Origin of the sequence: Leptothoe kymatousa TAU-MAC 1615 (genome assembly GCF_018739865.1) — a bacterium.
Classification (GTDB): Bacteria; Cyanobacteriota; Cyanobacteriia; order Phormidesmidales; family Phormidesmidaceae; genus Leptothoe; species Leptothoe kymatousa.
Genome location: NZ_JADOER010000009.1, coordinates 20,499 through 36,215 on the forward strand (window position 1 = coordinate 20,499; position 15,717 = coordinate 36,215).

Below are 15,717 nucleotides of genomic sequence, written 5' to 3' on the forward strand. Positions count from 1 at the left end.
AGACTGTCACAAGGCAGTCTTTGGCGCTTCACAATCAAAAACTGCAACTGTCACAATTACCGCCACACTTGATTAGTCCCGATTTAGTCCAGGACTAAAAGCAGTCCGTCCTAGTCCAGCCTGAATCCTTTGTGTGGCAGTGCATTTGATGTGATTGGTCCATTTTGGATTAGTTGCGGAAGGAGCAGCAAGTCAATCAGGCAAATATACTGAAAGCTATGTATATCAATACTTATGGCGATTAGTCCAGAAAAATGACTAGTCCAACGCTGGACTATACGGGGGTACCCCGATCCATGGGTCAGGTCATCCGAAGTGGCACACCGAACTAGTCGCATGTAAGACAGCGTTTTCTCAGCTTGGTATCGTGTAGGCGTTGGTTCACTATCATCATTGGGTTTCCGCCGATGATATGGGTGACGTGGAAGTACGGTGATTGATCCTCACCCAGCACTTGACCACTGAAACCAACGATTAATCAACTTCGACTGTGGCAGCAAGACATTTTCCTCGTTGCTGGTAATCATCTGGGTCATAGGTATCTGTATAACCGTATTCCCGGTTGTTCCACTGGATGAGCCCTTCAATATCGGCAGCATCAGCCATTGAAATCATATATCGAGCCGTATCGCCAAGCTGATTGGTTACCGAGTATGTGGCCGTCGCCAAGGTAGTCCCGCCGAACTCCTGAGCCCCTTCCTCGATCAACTCCCATTCAACCACTTGCTGCAGTTCATTAATCCGATTATCAGGCGACTTAGCGCAGAATAATTCACTTGCCTTGGTCGCATCACCTTCGGCCAGAGATTCCAAGTACTGCAAATGCAGCGGAACCTTCTGACCGCAACCGGCTAGGACAATCAAGCTAGCAACTACAAGATTTCTCATTCTGATTTTTCAGGAATAAAGGCACCTAATTATTCTTTTAGAGCCTTCGGATTCAGGATGGGGCGCATTAGCCTAAATGCGATCGCAAAAAAAAGAACCTGAAATCGTCAGGGTTCGGTACCATTGCGGCATACGAAAAATGTTCAAATTATGCCCAGGCCAGCCCTGACGAAGGAAGAGTGCTTGGATCGATATGGAGTTTCTGAACTTCCCAGCGATCCGGCTGAACGAATACGCCTTGTTCAGCCATGGAAAAACGCTACAGGGCCAAAAACTGAGCTTGGCAAAATGATCAGCTCCCAAAATCGCTTGAAACATGGGCTTTATAGCAAGAGTCACTTATTTGTCTATCTTGCCAGGGTTCGATTGGAGGCGATGATGCTAGCCGAGGTGCAAGAGAATTTTAGATTGAAGCTGGATGCGATCAAGGTCCGTGTCCCCGCATTGGGCGCGGCTGTGGAAGAAATACTGGAACAGGAGATCGAAGCTTCAGGAGTCCGGATTGTTTGACTGTCGCCAATTACGGGAAAATTGTTGTCTGGTTTTACCGTAATGTATCTGGCTTAGCCTGCTTTCAGTGGCTTCAGTCCATAGGCAATTTCAGATTCTCTAATCAATTCAGGGTCGGGCCGATCAAATTCGCCTTTTTGGATAGTATCCCAGGCCGTCTGAAAAGCCCATTCTTGCTCGGCTTTGCGCTTAGCTTGAGGCTTCCAATAGTTCAGTGCCCCAGGGCAGGGGCAAGTATCTCGGAATAAGCCTGGATTTGCTATCCGGTGGGCATAGCAGCTATCTTCCTGACTCCAGAAGCTGTCAATAATCTCTGCAAAGCCGATGATTGCTCCCCGCATTGCATCGATGCTCTCTTTAGTGATATTGGGATAAGCTTCAGCAAATTCTTTCTCGTATGAGCGGTTGCTACCGACATGAAGCAGGGTTAAGCCCCGGTGCTTAGTGTCCCAGCTCCTGAATTCAAGGGGTTTGACTCCCATGCCAATATCCAAGCAAAAGGGATTATGAATCGTTATCGCTCGTAAGTCTTTCGGGTATTCCATATTTGCTCCAGATATCTCTTTTCTGGATGCATCCCTTTGCTAATTATAGCTTAAAGAAGGTCGCCTAAGATCCTTTTATATCAAGCTTTATAGCCTTTTTGCAGCATTCAGGTTAGGCTTTACTCTGAAATTCTCTTCTCTCCATTGATTCCAGGTTTCTACTCCCTGCTTAAGCCGCGCTAAATGTTCTGAATCTGCCACCCATCAATCCTCACCTCAGCAATCCACAAACACTCTACCCATTCGGCTTATGCCACCCCTCAACCAATGCTTTCAGCACCGGGCCATACGGCACCTCTTCAATCGCCGCACCACCAGCTGACTTCAACGCCCCAATAAACCGCTCACGTTTAGTTGGCAGAATCATCGCACTCAGATACGCTGTCTGCTCAGCTTCCGTCGCAGTGGGGTTAGACGCTTCTAGTGGTTTGAGCAAGGCTTGAATTTCGGCAGCAGCCTCCGCGAGGGAAGGCGTTTCAGCAGATTGATTATTGATGGTGCCACCGATTTGGTCGCCTTGAACGGTTTCGGCAAAACCACCTGAAAACTGTGCATTACGGAGGTCGTACTTAGGAGTTTCAGACATTGGTGGCCTCGCTGCTAACAACTCTGTTATCTTCATCAAGTTTGCACTCTGCTCCCGATAAGCTACGATTTCACCGTCTTTGGCATTAAGCTCAGCACGATATCGTTGCTCCATCAGTGCCAACTTCGTTTCATAAAGTTCTTTTGCGCTGCTCTCTATAGCTGGTTTATCAGCATCTTCAGGCACCTCTAAACGAACAACAAAGGCCCCATCTTTTTTCTTTTCGATAGCCTGGATGGACAGGTCCTGCTCAGCATATTGAGTGCGGAGAGCTTGGAAAGATTGGAAAAACGCTTGCCAATCGATACCGTCTTTAAATATAAGGTCTACAGTATTTACGGCCTGCTGAAATAGTGCTGTAAACTCGCCAGGCTGGAACGTACCTTGGCTAGGACGACGCTCTTGTTGATTAGACTTGAGGTAAACATAATCACAAGTGATGTCAGCCAGTTTCGTAGAACTATTAACGTTCCAGTCTTCTATACAGGCTCCGGTCAAGGTTGCACCAGTTAAATCTGCCTGGTCAAGCTGCGTTTGATTTAGTTGGGCATTCGACAGATCGACACCTTGTAAATTCACTCGGTTAAGATCAGCGCCGATGAAATAAGTATTGGTTAAGGTGGCTCCTTGAAGCGTTCCCGTTTTGAGAGTTGAGCCAGTGAAATCTGCTTTGACCAGATTTGCACCTTGCAAGTTGATACCTTCCAGATTGAGGAGATGATCGTAGGACTGCCCCTGGTCATTGCCCGTAATCACCAGCTCACGAATTTTAGGATTATCTAGATAACTCTCTCCTGGGCGTATACGGTCCAGTTTTTCAGCATCTCGCCAACGGGTACGCATTAGCACGGCTCGCCTGAAGTCAGTGCTTTTGAGAAGAGACTGAGAGAAATCTGCGTCGGTCAATGTAGCCCCTCGAAAACTAGTGCCACCAGTGGCTGATAATGCAAGTGCAATAGAGCGAATCCAAGAATCTCGTATATCTCCTTTTAAGGCACGCCTAGCAATATAGGCACTGACCCTGACAAAGAATACAGTAGCTATAACCCCGACTAAAGAAGAATACAAACGGAAAATAGAATCCGGCTCGCTTGTGGTCACTAGCGCGAGAACAATACCTATACCTATGGCCACTGCCGTAACAGTCAAGACGGTTAGCATGGCCATCGAAGCGGTCTCAACTATGGCAAATGACACAGCGAAAGCACAGACCACCATAAAAGAAAAGGTAGTGGAAAAAGTAGCAAATACAAGAAAGATGCTGAGGAATAGATTACCGAAAAGTTCAGCACCCACCCGGGATGAGAGTGCAATAAGGAACACAGTAGGAGCCATAGTCAGGGCTAAAGTGGATAGCCCTATGCCTTTACGGAGAAAAAGAAAAATTATAGCCACACTTGCAATGAGAGCAAGAAGGTTGATGGGGGACAAGAATGATATATATATATATAAAGCACCCGTTGAAAAGCATAAAACACCATATAAAAGCAACGAGGCAACAACCAACCCAGCTGCCCAACGCCTTTGTAACCCAGCTTTAGCCTCACTAAAGTTCACCTCTGTCAAATTAGCATTGGTAAAATTCGTACTACGGATATCAGCTTCGCTGAAGTCTGCACCTGATAGGTCTTTGCCCTTAAAGCTTTGACCTCTGAGACTGACTCCTTTGAAATCCCGTCTACCTGCCTCATACAGTCGCAGCACCTCAGCGGCTTTCATGTCCTAGCTCCATACACCCAACCAATCAGCAATACCTTTTTAACTCATCAAGTACCTAGCCCACCTCAACTACTCCAAAGGCATCGCTGCAAAATGTTTCCGTAGCAGGTCATGCACAAATCGATAACGGCCACCGGTTCTTTGAATGAACCGATGTTTGACGGCATGGTCGAGAAAACGGGCGTAGTTCCATGGGGTGTATCCGTACTTTGTGAGGAAGATGCGAAGGACGAAGTGTTTAATAGCTACATATAACCCACCCAACATGGTGGATATTAGCCCGCTCACTAGTCCAAGAGACAGTCCACTCATCACACCGCCAAGAAGTCCACTCATCACCCCGCCAAAGAGTCCACCAAGAACCCCGTAACGAAGTGCATTTTGAATGCTTTTTCTTATGCCTTGATTTGGCATATCTTTTTCTGTGATTACAACGTTCCTGAAACCATTAAGCAGCCCGCTTATCAGTGATGTTATCAGCCCGCTTATCAGTCCAAAAGCTAATCCTATAAGCAATCCGCCAATCAGCATAAAAATAAACAAATTTGTCAAAATGCTCATTAGCCCGGCTATCCCCCCAAGCATAATTCCGAATATCAATCCGATCTTCAGTCCGTGCTTTAGTTCGTGCTTTAGTCCGTGCTGCAGTCCACGAAAAGACCACTGTACTTTTTCTATTGGTTCAATAGCGAGTACACCTAGTTCGTCAATTAGTCCAATCATTAGCCCGACAAGAAGCCCGAAAGCTAGTCCGAACGATAGCCCATCAAGTAAATCGCTCCTCAGCCAGGAAATTACCCAAAAAATCTGCCAGCAAAAAAGCCCAGAAATTAGCCCAACACTTATTCTATAGAGCATGCTTTGCCTATCAACATCAAGCCAATCTGGCTGCAATCCTTCAATCAAAAATTCAGTTTCATGGATATTTTCAAGCTGCTTTGCTAACCAGATAAGATAATGAATTGTTTTCTGTGGGCTAGGCTCTTTAACTGATTTATAAGTGCCTTGATTACCAGGCTCATGGAGCTGTTTTTCAACATAAGCATCAAATAGTTCCTGCTCATTACGAATAGGCTTACCCTGATATGCCACTACCAGCATGAACAGGAACAATGGCTTCTGGGCTAGCTCCAGTAGTGTGGGGTTACCCTTGATATTCTTCCAAAGACTTAATCGATTTAATTCTTCAAAGTACTCGCGAATCTGAACTTCTTTTAAGGACTCTAAATAGATAGCTCCATTTAGGCTGTCTAACTTAATTGCACCAGCTTCATACTCCTCCCGACGACAGCAAACAACAAGTTCTGGCATATGGGTTGTTTCTAAAAACTGGTTGATTTTCTCAATGCACTGCCTTTGTTTGGTTAGTCCTAGCTCATCTAGGCCGTCTAGCAAGAGCAGTATTTGATAATTAGCCAACCATTGGTGGATGGTACCTTCCGACAGATCATAGCGTTTTTGAAACTGATCAACTATCCATTTGCCAATAGATTCCCCATTCCAGCTCGAAAGCTCCAGGATAACTGGCACTGGTTGATCTGCATCCTTTTCTGTGCGAGCCACTAGATCTTGAGCCAGTTGCAATAACTCAGTTGTCTTGCCAGAACCTGGTTCTCCAAGAATAAGTAACTTCCCCTGTATGTCCTGACGTTCAAACACCTTCATGATTTTCTTGAACTTTAGTGGCAGTGGGGTTTTATTGCCTTTGATCCGTAGAGTTCGGTTAATAGTCGGAAAACTAGATTCCGTATCCTCTGGCACCAGTTCAATCTTAGATTTACCCACTCTTTGCCGCTGGTCTTCCATATAGAGATCTAGCTTGACCAGCTCATGTAAGGAGTTAGCTAGACGAAGATTGACTTCTTTTTTGACAATTTTCAGTAGCTGTTGGCGAGTGCGTTCTAGCTGGTCTGTGGTGGATTGAGCACGTTGAAACGGACTGCCAAAAATACCAGACAGCTTATCCCCGATATCAATCAGTACTAGAAAGGCTACGACTGATAGTGAAAGTACTACCCATAGCCAGGTAGGCATTAGCGACTGAAGCGTTTCCGCTACAGTGCTCCAACGGAAAGGTTCAGATTGCTCAGTCGAAGCTAAGAGAAGTGAGATCGCAACAGCTGAACCAGTCCCCAACATCACGTCTGCCCCTGCTGAGCTTGCTTCAGAGCTTCTTCTTCCTTAAGTTTCCGAATCAACGCCTTGACTTGAGCCTCAAAGCGAATGGGCACTCTAACAAGCTTGGTGGTTCGGCCAGTGGCAGGTCTACTCATGGGGATAACGGTTAACCGCGTTATCAGGAGTATACAGCTGGTCTATTGGGATTCCGTAAGCAATTAAATAACCCCCGATGCACTGAGCACCAGGGGCTGCTTTTTATAAGAATTTGAAGTGGCAGTATGTCTGCCATCCATACCTACAGTGCCAAGGATTAGATTCCTGACATCCATCAACTAGACCAGCTTTAATTAGGTATACATAGTAGAAAGCGACTCTAACTGGCAGGTCCGAGTCGCTTTCAAAGTGTGATGTGATGTTAGCCCAATTGTAGTAGATGGTTCGGATTTTTTTGGCGCATGCCAGTGAGGATAAGGATGCTGTTATTGACTTATACAATCGGCTAAAAGCTAAAGGTTTCAAGCCCTGGTTAGACAAGGTTGACTTACTACCTGGTCAGAGCTGGCGAGCCGAAATCCCCAAAGCAATTCGAGACAGTGACGTTTTCATTGCCTGTCTATCCAAGGCATCGATTGCTAAGCAAGGCTATATCCAACGTGAATTTAGAATGGCGCTTCAGAAAATGGGGGACATGCCACCTGGACAAATCTATCTAATTCCAGTTTGCTTAGATGATTGCCAAGTGCCCGAGCTGCGACAGGAGGAATACGGTATCAACCTGGCAGATTTTCAAGGGGTGGACCTGTTTCGAGAGGGGGAATTCGAGCGGTTGGTGAAGTCAATTGAGCTGCATTTTCCTAATTCGAAATTTACCCAAACTAGTTCTGCTTCAGTAGCGAATACTATAACGACGGAAAGCTGGCTAACCCTAGATGACGAAATTATTGACTGGCTTGAAAAAAAGAGTCAAGCATCAACAAATGAGGCAGCTATTCAGAAAGTATTCGACTGGCTTAAAGCCACGAAATCTAGCTTTCAGAGGGCAAATACCTTGATCCTGATGGGCTACCGACTGGGTCAGAACAGTGTTGACGATTGGCTTAATGACTTTAAAGCACGGCACCACGAGAAGTCGGTGTCATTAAATAAAGCCCTTCAGTGTTTTGAAGCTGGAGAATTCAATGAGTACATTTATGACGGTACTCCCAAGCAATATTTGGAGGACCATTATATGAGCGACATCATATGGATAAATCAGGAAACATACATCAAGGCTACCGAGATCTTTTGGCATATCGAATTACCTAGTACATCTCAGGGCTTTGGTGTGGCTGATACAGTACTACAAACGTTGACCGAAATATTCAAAGTCGATCAAGATAAACTTAAATATGAAGGCAGCAAAGCTTGGTATGAGGAATTCCGCAAGTGGTTCAACCCTACATATTTTGGTGCTGATGTATGGAATAAGTACTCAACATTTATTAAAACTAAGCACCAAGCTCAGTTTTATGATGAGCGCAATGATGCGTTGACTGATTTTGTAGCACAGGCTATTGGTTGGTCATATATTTATGGCAGCAGCTATCTTCGTCTATCTGGTACTGAGGCTAGGCAATATTACAATGTCCTAACTTTAGGAAAAAGCCTTAGGACGCTTCAGCAAAGTGTAAAGCATAGTCCTCCAGAAGAGCAGTACGTGTCTGAACTCGATACAGCTAAGGGATTGCTGCGCTGGGCAGAAGACAGTGCCTACACACCGGAAATTTATTTTTTCAAGCCATTATCACCCTACTCATCTAAGGTACGCATTAGACCCTGAATGTTTATAAGGGCTCTGGTTATTACAAGTTCCCATTGCTGAGGTTATTGAGTGGTGATTTAGGTTACGCCTGGGCTGGCCAACACATTTAGCACTGGCTCAGACATCTTCCATAATACTTTTACACTTCTTCCCCTCTTAAACTTTGCAAAAGCCCCTCAGAACAATCAAAATGAGACAGTTCACCTCAAGGTAAGAATGCTTGCTCCAATCCTCAAAGATGCTCTAGCCGCACTTAAAGACATCGCCAGAGATCTGAATATTTCACTCGATGACCTCACCCCAGAGTTACTAGATACGTACATCGCTGAGTGTTTTACAAACGCCCGTTTAAGAGACACATCCGATGGGTGAGTTTTATCAACGGTAAACATAAGCTTTACCTGTCTCTTAACTTGTCTCAAAAACTATGTGTCATAATTAAGTCATGCACATGAGTTCTGAGACACATAAAGATGAAAATCGGTTACGCCAGAGTTAGCACCCACGATCAGACCTTAGATCTACAAATTGATGCCCTTAACGCTGATGGGTGCGATCGCATCTTTACTGATGAGGGTGTGTCTGGTGCAAAATCATCCCGACCGGAGTGGGACAAGTGCCTTGATCAGTTACGCAAAGGTGACGTGCTGGTGATATGGAAACTAGACCGCGCTGGCAGGAGTACTAAGCATCTAATCGAGGTATCAGAGTTCCTGGAGTTCAAAGGTGTAGAACTGCGCTCTATTCAGGACCAGATCGATACCAGTACAGCCATGGGCAAGTTCTTCTTTCGCACCATGGCCAGTATTGCTGAGCTAGAACGGGACATCATCAAAGAACGTACCGAAGCAGGTTTGAAAGCTGCTCGTGCCCGTGGTCGTAAGGGTGGTCGCAAGAAAACGGTTACTAAAGGTCAGGAGTTAGAGGCTAAACGGTTGGCTGAGGCTGGAGAAATGCCAATCACGGAAATTTGTAAGCAAGTGGGTATCAGCCGAGCTACTTACTACCGTTTGGTTGATTAAGTTGCTGTCATCAGGCTTATCTAAAACCAACTTCTTTTCCAATCAGACATACTCTCCGCCCAGTTTTTCAATGACTCGTAACGGCTAAAGGTTCTATCCGCTTGCCTGGACAGTATAAGGGGAACCAAATCTCTCACTGATGACGAATAGCGCAACAGTGCCAGGTAGCGAATGAGGAAAAAGCTAATGAATTCGTAGAGAAAGTTATCATAATACAGCTTGACAAGCAGACTGAAATCCTTATTTTTTGCAGGCTATAGTTTTCCGTGCGAGAGGAGAGGAGCTGGGAATATCATAGTTGTAAGCTCCAGCAGTACTAATCCACTGCCCCCACCTTTTAATCCAATTCGCACTACGAAGGAAATCATAACCCCTGTCCCACGAAGACACTCCACCACCCAAAGCCGCCGTCAAAGGTTGCGAATATGGCCAGTCCAAGTCCGGGCTGTTCAGGGTCGCTATCGGAGAGACGAAAGGGAGGTGACCAGGAGGTGCTACCAGCTCTTCCCCCTCCATCCCTTGTGACCATGTCAGTTCGTCGTGGCTAAGCCAATATCCTTCCACTCCACTCTCATCATATTGATTCCATCCTACCCTCCGGGCGAACTGTATCCAGGCTTCCTTATTATCCTGTCCTGGGATATTCTCTGTTTCTATTAAGATTTCCAACTGAACTCCAAAACCATAACGCTCCCCAGAATGCTCAAACCAGAGGGTGTCTATCTCTTGCAAATTGGAGCAGGCGATATTCGAATACGAAAAACGCAAATCCCTGGAACGTGCTGATGATAACAGCGCATTCCAAGTCAGTTCGTCAGCTTCTCGCCACTGATGCTCCTCCAAAACCTGATCTAGCTTCCGAATCAATTGCTTCGCTCGAAAGTCATAGTGCTTTTTAAGGGCTGGGGTCACTAATGCACGAAATTGATTGTCCTCTAAATCGTCAGATGATGAAGACGCCAGTAATTGGTTGAAGGAGTCTGCAATGTCCTCTGAATTAAAGTTTGGTTTTTCAGGGATGTAGCCGAAAGCTTGTTCATAGGATGAACGGGCATTAGATGGTTCTTCTTGTTCTTCCCGTAAATTACCCTTAACCGCATAGGTAAAGAAAGCGATCTCTCGCCCCGATTTTGATTTAAATACATCAGGATTAGCATTGATCAACCGCTCACTTTCATCAACCAGAGTTTGCGCTTTTTCAATTCGCTTTTGTGCCTTTTCAATTTGTTTTTGTACTTTTCCACTAGAGTCATCAGAGGTAAACGGTATGAGATGGAGGTGAGCCATGGCCATGCTGCTCTTTAAGAGAGTCTGCTTCAACTCAGGACTATCGTCTGTAAACTCGGTAAAGGAAAAACCAATGTGTTTGATCGCATCTTCGGCAGCTTCTGGTTTTCCTTCATCTTCTGGCTTGTTGTATTCATACAGTTCGCCAACTAGAGTTGAGAGTTCATCCACCGTCTCAATATGGCTGGTGATCGCCATCGTCTTTTCTTCTGCCTGAGCTAAGTCAGCATCGGCATCAGCTAATTCTTGTTCAAGCTGCGCTAGTAACGCCTGCTGTCCCTGTGCCTTCTGCTCAGTTTGTTTGAGTTCCTCTTCTACCACTTGGCGCTGTGTTTCGGATTCTTTCAGGTCTTCCCCGGCCTTGGCAGCAAGGACTTCGGCATCCTGACGTTTTTGATTAGCCTCTTCAGCCAGGGTCTCAGCATCTTCACGCCGCTGATTAGCCTCGCTCATTTGCGCCCTCGCAAACACCGCTAACCCACATAAGACGGCTGCCATAGCGAGGGTAGCAACTAAAACTTGCCTTCCCCACCGAATCTCCCGTTGGGCCTGCCGATTCGCTTCTGCCTGAATCTGCTCGGCGTCTTCGGCAGCTTCCCGTGCAGCTTTTTCCCGTGCCAGTTCAGCTTCTTCTTCTTGCTGTTGAATACGTGATGCCGACAAAAACTCCTGATCTTCGATACTGGGGCTTCTCTCTGCGGCCCATTGCTCTGCCTCTGCCAGCGCCTCTCCACGCAATAATCGGGAACTATCCGTTTTACCCGACGCAACCCAGGCACGAAAACTTTCCGAGTAGGGGCGTAGTTTTTTTAATTCCGCGTCAATCCACACCTCGTCAAAGACAGCAGCGTAAATCGGGTTATAGACCTGGAGCAGGCCATCGTGCTTGACCACCAACCCCGCCAGTTGCAACTCCCGCTCTTCTAATCGATTCTGCGCAGGCAGCGACCCCACCTGCTGGATCTGGCGATACAACTCCAGCAGATATCCGGCCTTTTGCTCATTATCCAGCAAACGTTGGCGAATCGTCTTCAGGTGCTCCTGATGGTCTTGCGATTCCCACTGCTCAATCACCTGAGATCGCACTAATCCTTCGACTGCCGTTGGTTCACTGCCCTCGGTGATCGGAAATTTAGAATCCACCACCAATTGACATACCCGTTGAGTGAGAAAGGGTTGCCCGCCAGTCCAGTGCAAAATTTCCTGTAACACCGTCGGGGGACGATCTGCTTTTACTGCCAATCCAGCTGCCAGAGGCAAGGCTTCCTCAACGTCAAACCCTTTCAGGTTAATGGCCTTGCCAATATTAAATGGTGTTCGCTTGACATCCCCAATTAACTCCGATGGCATGGCCACACCGAACAACGCCAGGGTTAACCGTTGATAGTCTAGATTCTCCGCCCGCTTGTTATAGCAGGCACGAATCAGGGCAAAAAAGTCATCGGTAAAAGGTAGGGTGATGGTGCTATCAATCTCGTCAATCAAAATCACAATGGGACGATCAATGCCCGGTAAGAGCACCGTCTCGATGAATTCCCCTAACCGTTCCACTGGGTCAATAAAATCACGCTCTTTCAACCATTGACGAAATGTGGGGCGATCGAGCAATTTCAATTCACGATTCAATTGATTAATAATCCCGGCATACCAGCGGTCGGGCTGTTCAGATTGGCTATCCTTAGCCGAAAAATCAAGGGTCACTCCCGTCCAACCGTCTGCTCGCAATCGAGTTAGCGTCCGCACCATCAGACTCGATTTACCCATCTGCCGCGAATTCAAGACGTAGCAGAATTCCCTGGCTTTCAGGGCTTTATACAATTCATCATCGCTGGCCCGTATTATATATGAGGGCACATTCTGCGGTAAGGACCCTCCAACTTTATAAAAAGTGGCAGACAGGGGCGCGTCACTCATGCCAGACTCCTTAACCGTGAGCGGAAATAGGGACGATAAAGGCGCTCGTGGCGCAGTACCACATCATTGCCTTGCAACGTAACCAATCCCATACCATTGAGTTTAAAGCCAAGTATCGGTCTTAGCTCCACCGGGCGATCGGTCATAATCACTTGCTCAAACGCTGTGGCCAAGTCGGGATGTTGTTGCAAATTCCATAGGTGGCGTCGCAGATGTTCGCTATAAATCCCGCCATCGGTGGGAGCGTCCGTCAGCAGTTTTGGTAATGTCATATCCTGTTGCGCTAAATGATACAGCGCCAGACGCACCAGATAGGGATGTCCCCCCACCATATCCATCAACGCTTCCACATCACCTGTACCCCAACTCAATCCATGCTTGTCCATTAACTCCAACACCTGCGCAACACTAAACTCAGGCAGCTCCACAGCCAGTCCTACATTGAATGGCGAGGAATTCGTATCCAAGACCACATAGGATTCGGTGGAATGGGCGATGGCCATCCGTAGCTTAGCCCAGGTGTCATTCACCTTGGCCTTTTCATTCCAGGAGCGCAACAGTGTGAGAAATTCTTTCGAGACCGTTTCATAGGGAAACAGGCGATCAAGTTCGTCCAGTCCCAAGAATAAAGGCGTATCGAGCGTTGATAATAACTCCTCTTCAAAATAGTCGCTACAGTTTTCCTTAGGACCAAATAAGTCTTCGTCCCAACAGTCTTTTACCCGCTTGGGAGATAGCCCTAATTGCTTACTGACAGACGCACAAAATCGTTTCAAAAACACACTGGCATCAGCAAATGCTCGTTCGTCTGTCTCTAAAAACGAAATTGCCACCGGGCGATAACCCAATTGGACGGCACGATCTCGAATCCTCGCCAACAGAGATGTTTTCCCCATCTGTCGTGGTGCTTTAATCCGCACCAGTCCAGCGCGATTCTCAATCTCTTGCAGACAGCGCGTGTCCCAAGGTTCACGGCGGATGTAAAACTTGGAATCCAGTAGCATTGTGCCACCAGGCAGCTCCAGATCGGCAACAGGGTGCGGTGGCCCGTCATCAGATGGCTTTGCCTCATCGACTGGCTCCGCTTCAATCGGTTCTGGTACTTTACCCTCAGTAATCACCTCGGCTAGGTCTTGCACAAGTCGAGGAGTATCAGCAGGCGATTGCCAGTTTGACTGAGGAATCGCCTGCAAGGCTCGCCATAATTCTGCATGGAGAGGATAGTCCTTAGGTAAATTGACCCGAATTGGCAAAATTATAGGCTTTCTATGCGGTTTCCATAGCTGGCGAGCTGTTTGCACCTCCCCGGCTACTCTGTCACTACTCGCCGAGGTCTCAGACAATAACAGCAGTAGGTAATCACAATGTCGCAATTCCTGATCAATCTGAGTGACCCTCTGGAGTCCCTCAGCCGCCAGCACTGGGGTATGTCCCGCTGCTTTTAGATGGTCATGGAAAGCTTGCGCCAGAGTGACCTCAGGTTTTTGATTCCGATAGCGAATGAACACACGTTGCCCCGAAGTAGGATCATCCGTCGCTGTGGATGGCCCCAGCCAGATAGGTGTGTGTTCCTCTGGAATTCCTGCCAGTTGAATCGCATTACGGCCAAATTTGTAAGCCTCCTCATAGCGCTTGCCCGCTCCCAGGGCATCATAGAATCCCACAGCAAACTCGATGGCCGACCGGTCGCCAATGGCATTTGTCATACCAATCACGTAGGGAATATGCTGGGCGATCGCTTCTGCCTGCTCCTGGGAATAGCAGGCATTGAGCAAGACGCACTCCACCTGATCAGCCACGAGTTCGAACAGCCCAGACAAGGCCTCCCCATTGACAAGTTTTGCGTGCCCCGTCTCATCTTCAAAGACCAGCCCTTCTTCACCTACTCCATGTCCTGAAAAGTGAACAATATGGGGGTCGTGGCGTAGTATCGAACGACGCAGATCCCGGTAACGCAATGCTGTAGCCGTCTCGATGGTAAATTGCGATCTCTGCTTGGCACGGAGGAGTCCTTCCTCAATCTCCCGCATCTCCTCATCCAGACGCACCTTTGCAGTACCTGTCGGATTCGCAGATAACAGTAAGATTTTGCGGAGATCGCTCATGACATCGCGGCTTATAGATGTGGCTGCTGATTTGGGTTAGTGACAGCATAGTATTTGTCTGTGAATGCCGCAGTATCCGCAATGGTACTTATTCACTCTTCTTGATATGTCATAGCACCCGGTGTTATCCAGGGGCTTTGTTTTTGACAATCAACTCAAACTCTATTCAATTAGAATCCCGTGCTTATTCAGTAACTCGTGCCGATGCTCACAATACTGCTGTAGTTTGCCACAGCTTGTTACAGCCAGTTACAGATAGCCACAAGTTATAACTATTCAACTACCCACCAGGCATCCACAGTTGTAGAACCGGATGCAACGGTAGCTGTGAATTCAATAGACTCTACATTGAGTCGCATCCATACATAACCGGATCCAGCTAGCACCGCATCACCCCGACTCTGAATTACGTCTATCAATTTAGAGCCGTTTTCTTCCCCCACCCCTCTTCAAAAAGCGAGCGATAACCGAATCTACAGCTACCGCTCAATCGCTTATTGATGTGGTTATCGACCGCTTCCCCTATGGCGGGTGAAGCCTGGTTTTCGATTCGTGGTTTTCATATTGATTCAGTGACATATCTTGATTTCCAGGAATGGTGTAGATGCAATGATTTTTATTGGATTGGAATCCCGTGCTTTTCAAGTAGCGCGTGGCGATGTTCGAGCACTCGCATTTGACTATGGGACACTGCTAAAAGTTCTGATACATGCGCCGTCTTACGCCTCTCCTTTTCTTGGGCTTGCCAGGGGGCAGTAATGGGGCAAGGGGAATGAATTCAATATTCCATCCTGGGTAGGTGATTTGTAACAATGAAAGCCCCATACAGTAGTAGCTGTTTGCCACGATGTTCATCGTTTTGGATGGCCCATCAACATCAGCCAGAACGTAAACTTCCCCACGGAAAATCATGTCTATAAACCACTTATCCTGGGATCGCTTAAAGCACTCCACCGCGAACAGAATAGCCGGATCATTTACTTCTGAATTTCTTATTTTTTCAATCATTTTAGTTATTAGTTTGATTTTAATTTATAGCCTTAGACAATTCCCTTAGACAAAATATCTAGCGGCCTAGTGGGACTGGTGGGGCTGGTGGCGAGTACCTAAGGGCTGTCTATCCCTAATCTGTATGGTTTTAACGATTCTTTGCCCCCCTTAGACAACGGTATAAAATGGGTGTCTGGGTGGGTAAATGGGGGGTGTCAGCGGTCTGTCT

The 15,717-nt window shown here is 46.9% G+C and carries 11 protein-coding genes; 3 read left to right on the plus strand and 8 right to left on the minus strand.

Translation table 11 applies throughout. The features are described from left to right. Positions 1–474: 474 nt before the first annotated feature. Positions 475–888, minus strand: coding sequence for a lipoprotein (locus IXB28_RS10020; protein ID WP_215618446.1), 414 nt, complete (start codon positions 886–888; stop codon positions 475–477). Between the two features lie 183 nt (positions 889–1,071). Between IXB28_RS10020 and IXB28_RS10025 the strand changes: the two genes are divergently transcribed. Beyond that, the gene (locus IXB28_RS10025) at positions 1,072–1,398 is read left to right on the plus strand and encodes a hypothetical protein (RefSeq protein WP_215618447.1); all 327 of its coding nucleotides are present in this window, start codon (positions 1,072–1,074) and stop codon (positions 1,396–1,398) included. Between the two features lie 53 nt (positions 1,399–1,451). On the opposite strand, the gene IXB28_RS10030 is transcribed toward IXB28_RS10025, so the two are convergent. The 4 genes from IXB28_RS10030 to IXB28_RS16795 form a co-directional block, all read right to left on the minus strand. Next, the gene (locus IXB28_RS10030) at positions 1,452–1,943 is read right to left on the minus strand and encodes an ASCH domain-containing protein (protein ID WP_215618448.1); all 492 of its coding nucleotides are present in this window, start codon (positions 1,941–1,943) and stop codon (positions 1,452–1,454) included. A 235-nt stretch (positions 1,944–2,178) separates the two neighbouring features. Then, positions 2,179–4,248 carry a pentapeptide repeat-containing protein gene (locus IXB28_RS10035; protein WP_215618449.1) on the minus strand — a complete coding sequence of 690 codons (2,070 nt, stop codon included), beginning with the start codon at positions 4,246–4,248 and terminating at the stop codon, positions 2,179–2,181. A 69-nt stretch (positions 4,249–4,317) separates the two neighbouring features. Next, on the minus strand, positions 4,318–6,387 hold the full coding sequence (locus IXB28_RS10040) for an NACHT domain-containing protein (protein WP_215618450.1): 2,070 nt from the start codon (positions 6,385–6,387) through the stop codon (positions 4,318–4,320). Beyond that, positions 6,387–6,521: a hypothetical protein gene (locus IXB28_RS16795; RefSeq protein WP_274609688.1), complete on the minus strand. Its 135-nt coding sequence runs from the start codon at positions 6,519–6,521 to the stop codon at positions 6,387–6,389. Before IXB28_RS16795 ends, IXB28_RS10040 begins: the two co-directional genes overlap by 1 nt. A gap of 281 nt (positions 6,522–6,802) precedes the next feature. On the opposite strand from IXB28_RS16795, the gene IXB28_RS10045 reads away from it, so the two are divergent. Both IXB28_RS10045 and IXB28_RS10050 read left to right on the plus strand, forming a co-directional pair. Further along, a complete protein-coding gene (locus tag IXB28_RS10045; protein WP_215618451.1) occupies positions 6,803–8,188 on the plus strand; it encodes a toll/interleukin-1 receptor domain-containing protein in 1,386 nt (461 codons plus the stop codon). 455 nt (positions 8,189–8,643) lie between these two features. After that, on the plus strand, positions 8,644–9,192 hold the full coding sequence (locus tag IXB28_RS10050) for a recombinase family protein (protein WP_215618452.1): 549 nt from the start codon (positions 8,644–8,646) through the stop codon (positions 9,190–9,192). A 240-nt stretch (positions 9,193–9,432) separates the two neighbouring features. Here IXB28_RS10050 and IXB28_RS10055 read toward each other — a convergent pair whose 3' ends face one another. From IXB28_RS10055 to IXB28_RS10065, 3 genes are all read right to left on the minus strand, one after another. Beyond that, entirely contained in the window at positions 9,433–12,393 is a 2,961-nt protein-coding gene (locus tag IXB28_RS10055; RefSeq protein ID WP_215618453.1) for an AAA-like domain-containing protein, read from the minus strand. Continuing rightward, the gene (locus IXB28_RS10060; protein ID WP_215618454.1) at positions 12,390–14,498 is read right to left on the minus strand and encodes an AAA-like domain-containing protein; all 2,109 of its coding nucleotides are present in this window, start codon (positions 14,496–14,498) and stop codon (positions 12,390–12,392) included. The genes IXB28_RS10055 and IXB28_RS10060 overlap by 4 nt, the downstream gene beginning before the upstream one ends. 693 nt (positions 14,499–15,191) lie before the next feature. Beyond that, entirely contained in the window at positions 15,192–15,506 is a 315-nt protein-coding gene (locus IXB28_RS10065; RefSeq protein ID WP_215618455.1) for a hypothetical protein, read from the minus strand. Positions 15,507–15,717 lie beyond the last annotated feature (211 nt).